The 15,166-nt window shown below is 37.5% G+C and carries 15 protein-coding genes, 1 tRNA gene and 1 pseudogene; 7 read left to right on the forward strand and 10 right to left on the reverse strand.

Annotated features, from left to right (window positions below; all coding sequences use genetic code 11):
- Positions 1-92: 92 nt before the first annotated feature.
- A pseudogene (locus tag BC008_RS39930) lies at positions 93-302 on the forward strand (RNA-guided endonuclease TnpB family protein); the annotation flags it as partial.
- A 67-nt stretch (positions 303-369) separates the two neighbouring features.
- On the opposite strand, the gene BC008_RS50070 reads toward BC008_RS39930, so the two are convergent.
- Positions 370-522, reverse strand: coding sequence for a DUF4007 family protein (locus BC008_RS50070; RefSeq protein ID WP_161938217.1), 153 nt, complete (start codon positions 520-522; stop codon positions 370-372).
- 407 nt (positions 523-929) lie between these two features.
- Between BC008_RS50070 and BC008_RS39935 the strand changes: the two genes are divergently transcribed.
- Both BC008_RS39935 and BC008_RS39940 read left to right on the forward strand, forming a co-directional pair.
- Positions 930-1,835, forward strand: a complete 906-nt coding sequence (locus BC008_RS39935) for an aspartoacylase (RefSeq protein WP_027841727.1) — start codon at positions 930-932, stop codon at positions 1,833-1,835.
- A gap of 154 nt (positions 1,836-1,989) precedes the next feature.
- The gene (locus BC008_RS39940; protein WP_027841728.1) at positions 1,990-2,685 is read left to right on the forward strand and encodes a potassium channel family protein; all 696 of its coding nucleotides are present in this window, start codon (positions 1,990-1,992) and stop codon (positions 2,683-2,685) included.
- A gap of 73 nt (positions 2,686-2,758) precedes the next feature.
- Here BC008_RS39940 and BC008_RS39945 read toward each other — a convergent pair whose 3' ends face one another.
- The 6 genes from BC008_RS39945 to BC008_RS48985 form a co-directional block, all read right to left on the reverse strand.
- The gene (locus BC008_RS39945; protein ID WP_027841729.1) at positions 2,759-3,745 is read right to left on the reverse strand and encodes a GNAT family N-acetyltransferase; all 987 of its coding nucleotides are present in this window, start codon (positions 3,743-3,745) and stop codon (positions 2,759-2,761) included.
- Positions 3,746-3,795: 50 nt separating this feature from the next.
- Entirely contained in the window at positions 3,796-4,242 is a 447-nt protein-coding gene (locus BC008_RS39950; protein ID WP_027841730.1) for an NADAR family protein, read from the reverse strand.
- 195 nt (positions 4,243-4,437) lie between these two features.
- The gene (locus BC008_RS39955; RefSeq protein ID WP_027841731.1) at positions 4,438-4,959 is read right to left on the reverse strand and encodes an O-acetyl-ADP-ribose deacetylase; all 522 of its coding nucleotides are present in this window, start codon (positions 4,957-4,959) and stop codon (positions 4,438-4,440) included.
- Positions 4,960-5,450: 491 nt separating this feature from the next.
- Positions 5,451-5,840, reverse strand: a complete 390-nt coding sequence (locus BC008_RS39965) for an alr0857 family protein (RefSeq protein WP_027841732.1) — start codon at positions 5,838-5,840, stop codon at positions 5,451-5,453.
- Between the two features lie 16 nt (positions 5,841-5,856).
- Positions 5,857-6,381 (reverse strand): HNH endonuclease, encoded by a 525-nt coding sequence (locus BC008_RS39970; RefSeq protein WP_027841733.1) that lies wholly within the window; start codon positions 6,379-6,381, stop codon positions 5,857-5,859.
- Positions 6,382-6,456: 75 nt separating this feature from the next.
- Complete coding sequence (locus BC008_RS48985) at positions 6,457-6,714, reverse strand: hypothetical protein (protein WP_153009740.1); 258 nt, start codon at positions 6,712-6,714, stop codon at positions 6,457-6,459.
- Positions 6,715-6,821: 107 nt separating this feature from the next.
- On the opposite strand from BC008_RS48985, the gene BC008_RS39975 reads away from it, so the two are divergent.
- The 3 genes from BC008_RS39975 to BC008_RS39985 all read left to right on the forward strand — a co-directional run bounded on the left by BC008_RS39975 (position 6,822) and on the right by BC008_RS39985 (position 10,646).
- A complete protein-coding gene (locus tag BC008_RS39975) occupies positions 6,822-7,157 on the forward strand; it encodes a ribbon-helix-helix domain-containing protein (RefSeq protein WP_027841734.1) in 336 nt (111 codons plus the stop codon).
- A gap of 824 nt (positions 7,158-7,981) precedes the next feature.
- Positions 7,982-10,057, forward strand: a complete 2,076-nt coding sequence (locus tag BC008_RS39980; RefSeq protein ID WP_027841735.1) for a GAF domain-containing sensor histidine kinase — start codon at positions 7,982-7,984, stop codon at positions 10,055-10,057.
- Positions 10,044-10,646: an SRPBCC family protein gene (locus BC008_RS39985; protein WP_036264855.1), complete on the forward strand. Its 603-nt coding sequence runs from the start codon at positions 10,044-10,046 to the stop codon at positions 10,644-10,646. Before BC008_RS39980 ends, BC008_RS39985 begins: the two co-directional genes overlap by 14 nt.
- Before the next feature lie 402 nt (positions 10,647-11,048).
- On the opposite strand, the gene BC008_RS39990 is transcribed toward BC008_RS39985, so the two are convergent.
- Positions 11,049-11,121, reverse strand: a tRNA-Glu gene (locus tag BC008_RS39990).
- Positions 11,122-11,790: 669 nt separating this feature from the next.
- Between BC008_RS39990 and BC008_RS39995 the strand changes: the two genes are divergently transcribed.
- Positions 11,791-13,716 (forward strand): cation:proton antiporter, encoded by a 1,926-nt coding sequence (locus BC008_RS39995; protein ID WP_027841737.1) that lies wholly within the window; start codon positions 11,791-11,793, stop codon positions 13,714-13,716.
- On the opposite strand, the gene BC008_RS40000 is transcribed toward BC008_RS39995, so the two are convergent.
- Positions 13,683-14,342, reverse strand: a complete 660-nt coding sequence (locus tag BC008_RS40000) for a cytochrome b N-terminal domain-containing protein (protein ID WP_027841738.1) — start codon at positions 14,340-14,342, stop codon at positions 13,683-13,685. The genes BC008_RS39995 and BC008_RS40000 overlap by 34 nt on opposite strands.
- A 91-nt stretch (positions 14,343-14,433) precedes the next feature.
- Positions 14,434-15,129 carry an esterase/lipase family protein gene (locus tag BC008_RS40005; RefSeq protein ID WP_027841739.1) on the reverse strand — a complete coding sequence of 232 codons (696 nt, stop codon included), beginning with the start codon at positions 15,127-15,129 and terminating at the stop codon, positions 14,434-14,436.
- Positions 15,130-15,166 lie beyond the last annotated feature (37 nt).

The raw sequence follows: 15,166 nt of genomic DNA on the forward strand, positions 1-15,166 counted from the left end.
TCACGTTTACTTAAATGTTAACTAAAACAGAATAAAAAGTTATCGTGTATGATAACAAAATAGTTACTAATAAATATTGATAGGTCGGGTCAATGAAAATATTTGAGTTCAAGCTAAAAGGAAGAGAAAAGCAGTTTTGCTGTGTCGACGATGCTATTCGTACAAGTCAATTTGTGCGTAACAAATGTTTAGGGTACTGGATGGACAACAAGGATAAAAAAGTCAATAAATATGCATTGAATAAATATTGTGCAGTGTTATCTGCTGAGTTTCCTTTTGCGGACGAACTCAATTCAATGGCTTGTACTTACGCTTGGGGAGATTTGCCCTATGCAGTCAGTTGGCGCAAGTCTGCTGTCTAACGGCGAGTTACCGAACCAAGAATCTCTGCGTCTTTAGACCAGGGAGTGTCAACCAACCATGGCGAGGATGAAATGTCTCGTGACGAGCAAAGACATAATTGATATCGAGTACTTTTTCTGTTGCTTCTAGTTTAGAACTAGGAAAACTCGTTGCTTTCACGATGGTTATAACTCCTAGATTTAGTGTAATAGGTATAGATATTAATAAGAATTGACAATAGTCATAGTATTTAACTTTATTCTTGTCAGTATTTACCCATAGAAAATTTAACTCTAGCAATTATATTTACTAGTTAATACTTACCTACAAGAAAAATCATACTTATCTTTGTACATTTATTTTATTGTTACAATTTTTACGTATATTGTCGATTGATACTGTTTTTTTTAAACAAGAAGATACATTTATTCAGATAAACTATAAACAAGCTGAAAAGGCTAATAAAGCAAATATTTATCAAGAAACTTCATTTAAAGACCTGAGAAGATAGTTTTTCGAGCGAACAAGAATTAAAGGTTCTTCAAAAAGATTAAAAAATTCTCTCAAACAAAGGAGAAATATATTTTATGGGTGCAAATCATATTAGACGACTTGCAATCATTGGTGGAACTCACGGTAACGAATTTACGGGAGCTTATTTAGTAAAAAAGTTGGAACGTTTTCCCGACTTAGTAAAACGCTCCAGTTTCGAAACCATAACTCTGCTAGCAAATCCCAAAGCATTCGCAGTTGCAAGACGCTATGTAGATCGGGACTTAAACCGTTGTTTTTCTATTAAAGACCTTGAAAATCCTCAGCGTTCCAGTTATGAAGATAAACAAGCCAAGGTAATTCATCAAGTATTAGCTGCAGAAGAAAATTCTAAGGTTGATGCGATTTTCGATTTGCACAGTACGACCGCTAATATGGGATTGACCATCATTCCAGTTAGCGATAGTCCATTCAATCTACAATTAGCAGCTTATTTAAGCAATATCGATCCAACAATTAAAGTTTACCAGTGGGAGCAAAGTCACGATCGCTGCTTTTTGCGATCAAGATTTGAACTGGGATTGACCATTGAAATTGGACCAATTGCTCAAGGAGTATTGAATGCATGGTTTTTTGAGCAAACAGAAAAACTACTTTGTATGATTCTCGACTACATCGATGCTTATAACCGAGGTCAAGCACCAACAGCACCTTCCCAACTAACCATTTATCGATGTACCGAAATTGTTGACTATCCACGAGATGAAGAGGGGATACAAGCAATGATTCATCCACAATTACAATTTAAAGATTACGCACCTCTTAATCCTGGCGACCCACTGTTTCTCAACTTTGAAGGAAAAACCATTTTTTACGAAGGTGAATCAACAGTTTATCCGGTTTTTATCAATGAAGCTGCTTATTATGAAAAAGGTATTGCTGTATGTTTAACTAAAAAAGAACAAATTCCTATAAAGTCCTTCACTCAAGTTGAAAAGTAGTTTTAGTATGAAGCATGATTTAACTAGTGCAATTAAGGTTAGAGTTATTTAAACTAGATATTATCGGACTCAATCAAGAATGAAATCAACAACTGATTTTAAATGTCCGATTTTATGTCTTTAATCTAAACAGCAATAATTAAGGAACTATAGAGTGAGTCTGTCATCATTTGCGTTTTTTCGCGGCTTGCGTAAAGACAATCAGCAATTTGCTGTAATTGGATTAGGTCGTTTTGGTCGTTCTGTTTGTTCGAGTTTACATAAGATGGGCTACCAAGTACTAGCCACTGATGTAGATGAAAAGCAGGTTGCAAAAGCCCTGACAGACGAAATTACCGGTCATGCTTTACAATTAGATTCTACAGAAGCCAGCGCTCTAGAAGAAGCAGGAATTTTTGAATTTGATACCGTAATAATTGCCATTGGTAATTATATCCAAGAAAGCATCATTACTACTCTTAATTTAAAGGAAGGGGGAGTATCCCGGGTAATAGCCAAAGCTTCTAGTGAAGTTCACAGCAAATTATTGCGCCGAGTCGGTGCGGATCATGTTGTTTTCCCTGAAGATGAAGCAGGTTGCGCTTTAGCAAGAACACTGACTAAACCATCAATTCTGGATAGATTTGAACTCGATCCAGATAATAGCATCATTGAATGTATTGTTCCCGAAGATTTTCATCATAAAACTATTGCTGAACTGCAACTTCGTAATCGTTACGGTATAAATGTTCTTGCAGTCAGCCACGATGGTAAATTTCAAATTAATCCGGAACCAAGTCAACGTCTAGAAGCAGGTACAGCAATTGTTGTGATTGGCTGCAATCAGGATATTAACCGTTTGCCAATTTAAGTGATGGGTAATAGGTGATTGGTGATTGGTAATTTCTTATTAGGGGGATAGTAACTAATTAACTGAACTTGAATCAAACATCTTCATAGGAAACATCTTTTACAAAACAAAGAGTTGTATAGATTTTTCGGAAACCGATGGATTCATAGAGTCCCAATGCACCATTAGGATTATCTGCATCTACCCCTAACTTGGCGACATCCATCCCAGCAGCTTTAAGTTGATGCAAGTTGCTCAGTAAAATCGCTTTTCCTATTCCCATACGACGGAACTCACGTCGCGTTGCTACAATACTAATCCACCCTTCTTTATATTCTTTATGTAGATTGTCTTCTGGAAAGATTTCACCATAACAGCAGGCAACGAATTTACCATTAGAATCAACTGCAATCAAGTCTAAGTCAGATCTATAGTTTTCACTCTTAAGCCAGTGCTGCAAGTTTTCCAATGTCACATCATGATGATTCCAGTGGTCTTGAAAAGAATCATTGAATAGCTCCATCCACTTGATTACATCCTGCTCTGGGTTTGTTTGACGCCAAGTAAAACCTTCCGGAAAATCTGGTTGAGGAATTTGCTCAGATAGTGATCGCTCCATCCGTAAAAAGTAGCGATCTATAGTGAAGTCGCGATTTTTTAAAGTCACAATGCGTTCAGAAAAAGAATCTCGACAGCGAGAACGCAGCTTAACTTCAAAACCACGCTCTTGTCTTACCTGACGCATTCTTGATTCACCCCATCGAATAATCTCAGACTGCAGAGCACTATTCTTAAGATTAGGATGAACGTAAATTGATAAATAACCGTCAATAGAATCGCTTGGTTCAGTTATCCATAAAGAACCGAAACCAATAAGCTTTTTATCAATATTTTCCCATAAGCATATATCGCTTTCTTGGTCGAAACTAGGAGTATTGAAATCATCTCTTAGTTCAGAAACTGATGTTTTTTGATCTAACTGATAAGTCGCATCACAAAAATTAATTAGATTAGCGATGGCTTCTAAATCTACTTCCCCTGCATAAGGACGCATATTTATATTATTAGTATTATTTTCCATAAGACATATACGAATAAAAAACTAACCATTACCCATTACCCAAACCCGAATTATTGTTCTCGTAAAATTCCACGCACCTTCATTAAAATTTTTCCTAACTTATTTTTTCCAGTACCATCAGCACCGCAACCCCAGTAATAATCACTTCGTGCATTTTCAACAATTAACTCATCACCAGTAGCAAACAAAATTTCTTGAATTTCGAGATGATTTTGAAACTTACACAATACTGCTCGGCACATAATTTCATCTTTCACACTTTCCCAATCATTCCGTAGTGGGTGTTTGCGAGAACGTCCCATATTTGCAGCATCTTTTGGAGTTGTGACATCCCGTATTCTCTCAAACCAAAGGCGATCGGTTTCTACAAATTTTTGGGCTTGAAAATAATGTTCGCTAGTTATCCACCAATCTCCATCCAACTTAAAACCATGTTGAGAAAAATTAGAAAAACAGCCATAAATCTTTTCACGAGCACTGTAAAAATAAATTGTCATAATATTGCTCTATTAAATATTTAGATATTCTTAAAAAAATATAGTAGGGTATATTAGACGTGCAAAAAAATATGTTTTAAGATTACTTTCATCGCCACGCCGTAACGCAACTTAATCAAGGCAGATGTTTTGATATAAACTTATGTATGAAATTTTTTTATTTAAAAATCATGCTTAAAATCTTCTAAAACTTATTTATTCAAAACCTAATTTTTGCCGAGCATCAAGATAAATTTGATAAACAGAATTATTAAAACTGACAAATATAATTTTTTCTAAATCATCACTGCCCTTAATAAAATTCAAAGTTGACTCAAGGGCAATATTACAAGCTTCTTGAAGTGGATACTCATAAACACCACAACTAATAGCAGGAAAAGCAATATTTTTTATCTTATTTTCGACTGCTAATAGCAAACAGGAAAAATAACAAGAAGCTAATAATTCTGCCTCATTTTGTGTCCCACCTTGCCAAATCGGACCGACAGTATGAATGACGTATTTTGCTGGTAATTGATATCCCTTAGTAATTTTTGCTTCTCCTGTCGGACAACCATTTAGCAAACGACATTCTTCTAGTAGCTCGGGTCCTGCGGCACGATGAATTGCTCCATCCACGCCGCCACCTCCCAGAAGAGAATTATTCGCAGCATTAACTATCGCCTCTACTTCAAGGGTAGTAATATCTGCTCGAATCATCTCAATTTGAGTTTTCATATCATCACCAAAAACATTGACGCTCTAAATAATAAATCGATTGCACTTTATTCAGATATTCAGGTGTTTTGTAGTTTACATTCCTCCTTAAATTGGATTTGGCTTGAGAAAGTTTGATATTTTTTACTTGTTTATTGTGGCTTTGAAAAGCTCTAAATTGGAAAGCTCTAAAAGATATATCTAACTTTAAGGTTAAGTGAACTTTCAGCATTTTCTCTTTAACCTATTTTTTGTTGCATCCCTCTTACCTACATGATACTACAATTGTATTACAGAAGAAATTATTTTAATTTTAATAAGTAGTTTTTAATAGATTATTTTTAGTAATTTATTTTATTTATCAGTTTATGACCCTAACGAGTTAAATTTTAAATTTAATAATCACCAATTACCATATGACGCTTTCACTAATCGCCAATTCCTAATCCCTAATCCCTAATCCCTAATCGCCAAAAAACTAATGGGTCGCCAAAAGCAAACCCATTAGCTTCTTAATCACTCACAACTGACGCACAACTCTGTGCTTCCAACCATAGTTTGTGCAGGAAAAATTCAGTGCGATCGTTAATTGCAGTTACAAATAAACCATTTGCATCTTCACAGCCATTTGATAACCAAGCACCCTTGAGACTTACTTCTACGCATTCAGAATCACAAACACAGAAACTGAAGACTTCTCTATCTTCGCGTTTGGCTTCGGCTTGAAGTGTTTCCAATCCCAATACATCAACAGGAAGCAAAAAAGATGCAGTACTTGGTTCCACGCATAGAGGTTGACAAACTCGCAGCGCTAAAATCACTCTAGACTGTACCCAATCCTCCAAGGACTGAGTGAGGTATTCAAGGTGAAAGTTAGTTTCCATATAAGTTAATTTCAGCATTCCTCATGCTCTCCTGTTATTCCAGGTTTGCTTCTTGCGCAACGCTCTTCCAGAATTCTTCAGCAAATAAAATCGCTGGGTGGATTGGAGCCTTGGGCTTTGTGCGTAACTTCATCCCCATCTCTCGGGGACTTTTATCTCCTTTGCGGAAATTACACCTTTCGCAAGCAGTAACAACGTTATCCCAAGTATGTTGACCGCCTCTGGAACGAGGAATCACATGGTCTAATGTTAGGTTTTTAACGCTACCGCAATATTGGCAACTATGGTGGTCTCGCCGCAATACTTCTCGACGATTAACGGAGGGAACTTTCCATATCCGTTCGCCAGAAGCAGTTTTTAAACGGATTTGTCTGGGTACGTAAAGTACTAAGCTTGGTGAATGAACTCGCCATCCTTTTTCTGTTATTAATTCGATGGGTTCTGCTTTCTTTGTAACAAGCAGTACAACTGCTCGCTTAATGTTTATACGAGACAATGGCAGGTAATTTTGAGAAAATACCACCACAGATTGCTCTAAGATTTGTCTTGCGCTCGTCACAGCTTGACTCCTCATAAATAAACCCCCGCTTCAAACATGGTCGGAAGCGGGGGCTTGGAATTGACTGTTAGTCTTTTAGTCCTTTATCGGTACAGTATTTCTCAACCTGTACCTCCCGCGTTTTCGTTCTCGTTGGGGTGTTAAATCTCGCCCACGAATTTTTGTATATATAAAATTGGTATATTCACGATGTTTGTTAAATTCTGCAATTAACCGCCTTTTAAGGCTATTTACACCCACACATAAAAACTCCACTCCCATTACGCCTGATTCCCGACTGTAAAAGCCGTGGGAATAACGCGAGGAAGTAGAGGTGGGTTGAGTTAATATCACAGAAAATTTCACCTATATAAGAATTGTTTGTTTGATCCTTTCTTTAAACATACTACACTTGTATTACTATCCTGTCTATAGTTTTGTACATAAAAGGAGCAAAAATCATGCATACAATTACTCGCACTCCCACCACCGACATGGAAGTTACTAGCATTCGCTTGGAGCGAGAACTCAAAGATAAACTTAAAGAACTTGCGGGCAATCAGGGATATCAAGCCCTGATCAGAAATATTCTGTGGAATTATGTTCAGCAAAAATCGGGAGATTGGAAGCCGCGATTTTCCAAAACTGATATTAGAGCCAGTATCGCTGCAACCGCTCAACAAGAAGAACGTTGTGTTCTCACTGGTCATTTAATTCAACCCCAACAACCAATGCTTTTAGGATTAACAAGAAATGGCGATATGGTACCTTTGAGTGTTGAGAGTTTAGCCGGATAACTATACGGTCCGGCAAAGTGCAGCCCAGCTATCTTTAAGATTGAAATCTTGGGACGGCTGGGCTGCTATTGCAACCAGAATTTGTAGTTGTAGAAATTTTTTGGCAGTTTCTGATTCCAATGTAAAATATTTTAATCAAAAAACTTATAGCAATAATTAATTTTAATTATATTAATTTAAATTATAATTTATTTTATTTGAGTATAAACCCTGTAGACTATTGCCAAATTAACCACAAAGTTCATCGTCACCACTTAATATGTAGTGAGACTTGAGAATATTGGGTTGAGCATTTGTTTTGCTGGAAAATTTGAAGAATATTAAGTAAGTTCACTCAACTTCATCTTTGAGTAAATTTGGCAGTTTAGACTTTGAGGTGTTATCACATTTAATCATAATACTTAAGTAAAAATAAAACCAAAACTAAAAGTATCATATTTATTTAAATTCATCAGTGTTAACGCGGATTCTTTTTGGCGTATCTTGGTCTGAATTATAGAGTATTTACGGTTTATGTAGATTTACTCAAAGGATATTCTGAATCAAAGTTAGGAAGTGGTAAATTCATCATCTTTCTAACCTAATTTAAATTTTTCCCTTGTAGCTTCTTAGGTATAAGCATGGGTTAGTACTTTTACTCAGTATGAACGTGTTTATACAACATGTTAAAAATTATTCAGATTATGTAGCCAAATTATTTGGTCATCTGAAACATAAAAGAGCTATAACAAGTGAGAGATATTGCTCAGAAATATATGAGTTCATCAGGGTGCAGACAAAGCGATCAAGGATTACGGAAATTCCAGGAGTCGGGAACAAATAAAATGGGGTCATTATCCAAGAGTGTACCAGGAAGAAAAAAGCGTTTATCGTCCTTGCCGCAATACTCTGATGAATTAGATATAGATCGACAACACAAGTACCGGGTTAAGCTGATGCTGCATGAGCAATATGATGCCCACCAGTTAGCACAAAAAATTAATCAAAGTATTGCCAATAGCCCAACTCCAGAAGAGATGCTGCAAGAGATTGCCGAGTTATTAGGCTTGGCTTTTAAAGTCGATTGTTGCTGCTTGGTTACAGTTACTAATGGAAGTACGGGAGAGACAATTACAGCAAATTGGTGTGCCCCTAAAGACTTAGATTTACCACAAGCAAACGAAATATTATCCAGCGACCAATGGGAAAAACATGAGTTAGTATTTGCATCTGAACCGCCAAAAATTGAAGACATTAATTCAATTAATAATACTTTGGCAATCGCTCACGGGCATTTACCCTTACCAATCAAATCGGTACTGGTAATTCCCACAAGATTTGGCGGAAAAATTGACGGTGTAGTCTTTTTGATTAAATCCCAGCCCTATGAGTGGAAAGACTCAGAAAAAGAACTGCTCAGGGCGATTGAATCATCATGTGCGATCGCTTTTTCACAAGTAGCGCAAATCCAGTTGATTGCTTCCCAGAAAAAGTATGTGGAAACTTGTGCTCTTCATCAAAGTTTAATTCAGCAGTTAACAATTCTGAGTCGCAGCAACCTGGAGCTAAATCAAATGCTCCAATCTGCGATAGCAGCTACTGCTGAAGCATTGGAAGCAGATCGTGGTTTATTGATATCGTTAAAATATACTAACCCCTTATTTCGCTGGAATCGTTCCAAGGAAAATATTCCTAAAGCCAAAGCGAGAATAGTCGGTAAATGGTCAAAAAACCTAGACAATATTGTCATCGAACAGTCAGAATCTGCCGAAGATGGCTCTTACTGGCTAAAAGATTGTGGTTTATCCCGGCGTGCTTTTTCTGATTCTGGAAAAGCAGTAGTCATTAATAATAATTCTGATCGTCGCCGTGGTGACACATCTGGAATTGCACCAGTGTTTGCATTAGATGTCTTACCAGCATTGCTTTTAGTTCCTTTGGAAAGTCAAGGGAGAGTCTTAGGATTTATGGCGCTACAACAGTCTGTAGCCCGCTGTTGGAAGCCTGCTGAATTAAATATGGTGGAAATGGTATGTGCTCAATTAAGTAACGCGATCATCCAAAATCAAACTTTAAGACAGGTTCGAGCTTTAGTAGATGAACGTACCGATAAATTACAGGGTAGTTTAGAAGTTCAAGCTAAATTGTATGAAAGAACTCGCCAATACGTAAAACAGTTAGCAGAACTCAACGAGCTTAAAGATGAATTTCTCAGCAATATGAGCGATCGCCTACGTTATCCTTTGACGAATATGCGGATGGCGTTGCGTAATCTACGTCAAAAGGGAATAGATCCTGAACGTCAAGCAAGATACTTAAATATTCTTGAAGAAGAATGTACTAAAGAAATTGACTTGATTAACGATCTGCTCACGCTGCAAAAACTAGAAACCCATCAAGAGCGTCCCCAATTAGAAAGCATTGATTTAAATACTAAAATTCAAGATATTACAGAACGTTTTAAGAAAAAGCTCTCAGATAAAGGATTAGAAATTTTATTTGAATTACCAGCAGATTCACTTGAACTGCAAACGGAAATAGAAAGTTTTGAGCGTATTCTTACTGAATTACTATCAAATGTTTGTAAATATTCCGAACCTGATACAAAAGTAGAATTGCAAGCAGAACACCAAATTTCCGACTCCACAGATAAAATATCGATTAAAATCATTAATGTTGGTAGGGGTATATCTCAAGAAGAAGCCACATATATTTTTGATAAATTCCGTCGGGGTAAAGGTCGGTGGACTCCCGGTACTGGTTTAGGATTGGCGTTGGTAAAATCTTATGTACAGCATCTTAATGGAACGATCGCTGTTGACAGTTCTGAAATTCCCAACTCCGAATTAAGCAAAATTTGTTTTACTTTGACTTTGCCACAATTTGCTGAGGAAACTGAACCACCAAATGAAAGTAACTGAAAAACATTACGCGCCTAAAAAAATCAATTTTTCCGCTTTTAGCAACAGCAATACAAATCAGGAGAATTTGACTGCAGACGCGGTTAATTCAGAAGCTGTTGATGTCAAAGTTGAAAAAATTTCTGAGCGACAACGACGCATTAGCGCTAATATCCACATTCTCCGCCCGATAGAACAGGTCTGGAAAGTACTTACAGATTATGAGGCTTTGACTCAGTTCGTCCCTAACCTTGTAAAAAGTCGCCTTTTACCACATCCTACGGGGGGTATTCGATTGGAACAAATAGGTTCTGGGCAATTATTACGGATGAATTTCTCGGCACGAGTTGTTCTCGATCTGGAAGAATATTTTCCTGACAAGATTTGTTTCGAGATGGTTGAAGGAGATTTCAAAGTTTTCTGCGGCTGTTGGCTGCTAGCACCGATTTATTTGGAAGGGGAAGTTGCAACAAGTCTGTGCTACACCATCGAAATCTTACCCAGACTAACAATGCCAGTGGGATTAATTGAACGTCGAATGAGTGATGACTTACGTTCAAATTTGCTAGCTGTTCGCCAACGCACAGAAAACCTATTTAGCTACGCTTAAAATTTGCTATGATTCAGGTAGAGAAAGTCAATACTTCTCTACCTTAAAGAGCATTTTTATGCTTGATTTACAGATTTTTAAAACCAATAACTATATAAAATCAAACTAATAAATTAAACTTATATTTTAAATTATTAGTAAATACATATTTAGAATGAAATCTCTTTAAAAAATAGCAAGAGATTAAAAACTAATAGTTTAACTTTAAACAAGGTCTACGGAAGCTTTAGATTTAAACTAAAACATCAAATAAAACAGTAAGGTTTGCTATTACGTTTATGGTGTTTTAAATTTCCGATAAATTCCTGAGGATTTTAAATTTTTACTAGCCTAACAAAATATAAAAGCTGTAACCCAATAAACTAGGTTACAGCTTTTATAATCTTGTCATTTGTCTTTGTATACCCCCAAGGGAATTCGAATCCCTGTTACCTCCGTGAAAGGGAGGTGTCCTAGGCCTCTAGACGATGGGGGCGCGATGGGGCGCGTGCCTCAGACTTTTAATAATTTAGCGGAGTTTCTTATTTGTGTCAACAGTTTTGAGCAAATTTTTGAGCGGCTCAAAATACAAAATCCTCAACTTCAAAGGAGTATCCTAGTATTATGTCAAGAAAGGAATATCAACCTGTTGATTAAAAATGTCTCATATTACCTTTGAAAAACAGAAGTGAGGATACAGTCAGTAACTAGGGGAATATTGCCTCAAGCTCTAGGTTTTACATTCGCCAATTTTAACTTCTGCCAAAGTTGATTTGACATCATTTATAAGTATATAGACTTTGAGACCCGGCTAATCTTTAAGACAATTCAACGCAAGACAAAAGTATACTATAGGAAACCTTTAGTGTTACTAAATTAAAATAGATGTATATGTTAAATGAAAACGTCAAAACAGATTACATTTAATTGCCGTATATCAAGGATTAGAGCTTATGTACAATCGATGGGAAATTAAATCCTAATGGGCAAATATTTCTGCCTAACGTTTGACAAAGGGGGTAAAATTTTGTTTATTTCCCTAAACATGAGTATAAAAACTATCTGTATTTCCCCGTCTAGCAAGGGTATAGTATTGCAGCCAGTGCAGTTAGTCTTTACTATTCTTAACAAAAGATTTTGAAATATATGGCTCAAAATCTCGAATATGGAAGAATCTTTTGAAATCACTTTGCAGATGGTGATAACCATCGTCGCGGGCATTAGTGCTCAAGTGCTTGCTGCCTATCTTAAATTGCCTGGCATTGTATTCTTATTGTTCTTTGGCATTTTGCTTGGCTCTGATGGCATTGGGCTACTACATCCTCAAACGCTAGGAACTGGCTTAGAGGTAATTGTTGCCCTTGCCACAGCGATTATTTTGTTTGAGGGTGGATTAGATTTAGACCTGCGTGAGTTGGGTAAAGTTTCTACAACCTTGCAATTACTGGTAACTTTAGGGACTCTGGTGACACTGCTCGGGGGTAGCATGGCCGCACACTGGCTAAGTGAGTTCCCTTGGCCAATCGCTTTCCTATATGCCTCCCTAGTTGTAGTAACTGGACCTACAGTAGTAACTCCCTTACTCAAACATATAAAAGTTGACCGACAAGTAGCAGCAATACTGGAAGGAGAAGGAGTTTTAATTGACCCTGTTGGGGCTATTCTTGCCGTTGTCGTCCTCGACACAATTTTGAACAGTGATGCTGGTCCAATTAACGCCGCCATTGGTTTGTTACTGCGTTTGGGAGTAGGAGCAGTAATTGGTGGTGTTGGTGGTTGGGTCATGAGCTTAGTTTTCAAGCGTGCGAATTTCCTCTCCTTCGAGTTAAAAAACCTACTAGTGCTGGCAGGATTATGGGGTCTATTTGCGCTATCCCAAAATATTCGCAGCGAATCTGGACTAATGACCACCGTAGTTGCAGGGATTGTATTTGCCAATTCTTCAGTCCCTGAAGAGCGCCAACTACGTCAATTTAAAGGTCAATTAACCATACTAAGTGTATCTGTGCTGTTTATATTACTAGCCGCAGATCTATCAATTGACAGTCTATTAGCCTTAGGATGGGGTAGTTTATTTAGTGTTTTAGCACTAATGTTTATCGTGCGCCCGATAAATATTTTGCTATGTACTTGGAATAGCAATTTTAATTGGCGACAAAAACTATTTTTAAGTTGGATCGCACCAAGGGGAATTGTTTCAGCCTCTGTTGCTTCTTTGTTTGCAATTTTGCTAACTCAGCATGGTATCAACGGTGGTGATGCCATTAAAGCTTTGGTGTTTTTGACAATTATCGTAACGGTAGTTTGTCAAGGACTAACAGCAGGTTGGTTAGCTAATTGTTTACAAATCACTTCTAAAGAAGCTACGGGAGTTGTAATTGTTGGCTGTAACCCCTTGAGTATGTTAATTGCCCGCTTCTTCCAAGAGCGGGGAGAAAAAGTCGTAATGATTGACACCAACCCGGAGTCCTGCGAACAAGCCCAAGATCGAAACATTCAGGTCATTGCTAGCAGTGCATTTGATGTAGAAGTATTAGAAGGAGCGGGTCTGGGATCGATAGGAACTTTTTTGGCTGCGACCAATAATGGTGAAGTCAATTTTGTCTTGGCACAAAGAGCAGCAGAAGAATTCGATCCTCCAAGGGTTTTGGCTGTTTATCCGAGAGATCCTACCGCTAAAGTTCCTGCAAATAATAGTCAGAAGGTCAATCAAGCATTTGTATCCGACTTGGCAATTAAGCGATGGAATGAATACCTAAATAATGGACAAGTAAAATTGCTAACTACTACACTTAGCCAATCGGATATTGAAAACCAAAAAGAATCTCTCAAAGGCTTGGTGGAAGGAGGGGACTTAGTACCCCTACTTATAGAGCGAGAAAAACATCTTATGGTTATGCCCGCCTCCCAGCAATGGCAGATTGGTGATCGGATTATTTATCTGCTACACGATCCCAGACCAACTTTACTTAAGCGTCTTTCCGGAGGAACTCAATCAAATCGTCTATCTTTAGACAAACTACCTGAAGTAGAAGAATTTCCACTGGCAAAGCTATCTCAACTTTCAGCTAGCGATACATCAACAGCCTGATTTAATCTTTCTCGTTCTTCTACTGAAACTCCATTTTTGGCCCTCATTTGTTTTTCTTGCCAAATCAAACTTGATAGGTGAACTACAGCCAGCACAACTACACCTACAGAGAGGAGATAACTATGGATAGTGTAAAGGTGTTGTATTGTTACTGAATTAATTGCTCCACCGCCAGTAAGAATGTTTTTTAACCAAACTCCAACCAGGGGAATCGCCTGAATTGTACCGAGCTCAATATTAAATCTCCAGTATCCTTCCTGGGTCCAAGCCAAAATAATTGCTGTCCAGGAAAGCCCAATTGCCGTAAGAGCTAAGAGAATACCACTAATCCATGCACCCAACCAACTACGGCGAAATTGTCTACCTAAAAACATCACCACGATTTGTATTAAAGCGATCGCTATTATTCCATTCCCAGCCAAGCTGTGAATTTTACGAAAAAACCAACCATAAGGAACTTGGAGAGTTATCGCCTCCAATGATGTATATGCCCCACCTGCGGTTGGTTCGTAGTAAAAAGATAGCAAAATACCACTAAAAGCAGCGATTAAACTCAAAGTTAAGACTACGACCGATAAAATTGTTGCAATTCTCCTAATAACCCAATCGAATTGATTGATTTGCATTACTGAAGCTTCCTTACCAAAAAAATTATAGTTTTATTACAATTTTAACTAATAATCGTTAAGAAATGTTTCAGAATGTAAACAGGATAACTTAACTTAGATAATTAGCCCAGGTACTAAGTATATCTGGGGAGCCATACCACCTTTGCGGGCTTTTGGGGGAATGGCGAACATCTTCAATCACAATATTTTGAGCGCCTTCTAAATGGGCTGCTTCAATGGGGGTGATGCCATCACCCCACGTATTTCCTTTGCCGCAAGTTAATAAATAACTGTTATAAGCTAACCAACTACCTAACTTTTTATTACCAAAAACTGTTTTCCCCGCCACACAAATGTAATTTACATCCTTATAAAATGCTCCAGGGTAGTTTTGATTAACAAAATCAATAGTCCGGCGCGTCCAGCGTTCTTGACTAAAATGGGGTGTACCTAAAGTAATTAGATTTGCAACCAGTTTATGCCCATTGCATAGTAAAGATTTGTCATTACCTCTTCCGGAGTAAGGCAATTCTCCTAAATAAATTCGGGATATCCATCCTCCTGCGGAATGGCCGATTAAATTAATCTGGGGAACATTAAATTCAAAAAGGACATTTTTGACCGTTTGATCTAATTTTTGGAGAATATTAATGAAAGATCTTCCTCCCAGTGTCGGTATCCAGTCCCTTCTTCCCAAGGGCACAGTTACAGCAGGGAAACCTATTTCTTTGAGGGATTGTTCTAATTTTTGGTAGGATTTGGCAGACTCAAAATATCCCGGCAAAATAACTGTTGGTAGTGGCATTGCAGTCTTATTTTGAAAGCTTGATTTTTTTGTATTA

The sequence above is a fragment of the Mastigocoleus testarum BC008 genome (genome assembly GCF_001456025.1).
Classification (GTDB): domain Bacteria; phylum Cyanobacteriota; class Cyanobacteriia; order Cyanobacteriales; family Nostocaceae; genus Mastigocoleus; species Mastigocoleus testarum.

Bases quoted from the DNA above. Each gene is read 5' to 3' on its own strand.
- BC008_RS39935 (WP_027841727.1), top strand. From the start codon at position 930: ATGGGTGCAAATCATATTAGACGACTTGCAATCATTGGTGGAACTCAC.
- BC008_RS39945 (WP_027841729.1), bottom strand. From the start codon at position 3,745: ATGGAAAATAATACTAATAATATAAATATGCGTCCTTATGCAGGGGAA.
- BC008_RS39950 (WP_027841730.1), bottom strand. From the start codon at position 4,242: ATGACAATTTATTTTTACAGTGCTCGTGAAAAGATTTATGGCTGTTTT.
- BC008_RS39955 (WP_027841731.1), bottom strand. From the start codon at position 4,959: ATGAAAACTCAAATTGAGATGATTCGAGCAGATATTACTACCCTTGAA.
- BC008_RS39965 (WP_027841732.1), bottom strand. From the start codon at position 5,840: ATGCTGAAATTAACTTATATGGAAACTAACTTTCACCTTGAATACCTC.
- BC008_RS39975 (WP_027841734.1), top strand. From the start codon at position 6,822: ATGCATACAATTACTCGCACTCCCACCACCGACATGGAAGTTACTAGC.
- BC008_RS39980 (WP_027841735.1), top strand. From the start codon at position 7,982: ATGGGGTCATTATCCAAGAGTGTACCAGGAAGAAAAAAGCGTTTATCG.
- BC008_RS39985 (WP_036264855.1), top strand. From the start codon at position 10,044: ATGAAAGTAACTGAAAAACATTACGCGCCTAAAAAAATCAATTTTTCC.
- BC008_RS39995 (WP_027841737.1), top strand. From the start codon at position 11,791: ATGGAAGAATCTTTTGAAATCACTTTGCAGATGGTGATAACCATCGTC.
- BC008_RS40000 (WP_027841738.1), bottom strand. From the start codon at position 14,342: ATGCAAATCAATCAATTCGATTGGGTTATTAGGAGAATTGCAACAATT.
- BC008_RS40005 (WP_027841739.1), bottom strand. From the start codon at position 15,129: ATGCCACTACCAACAGTTATTTTGCCGGGATATTTTGAGTCTGCCAAA.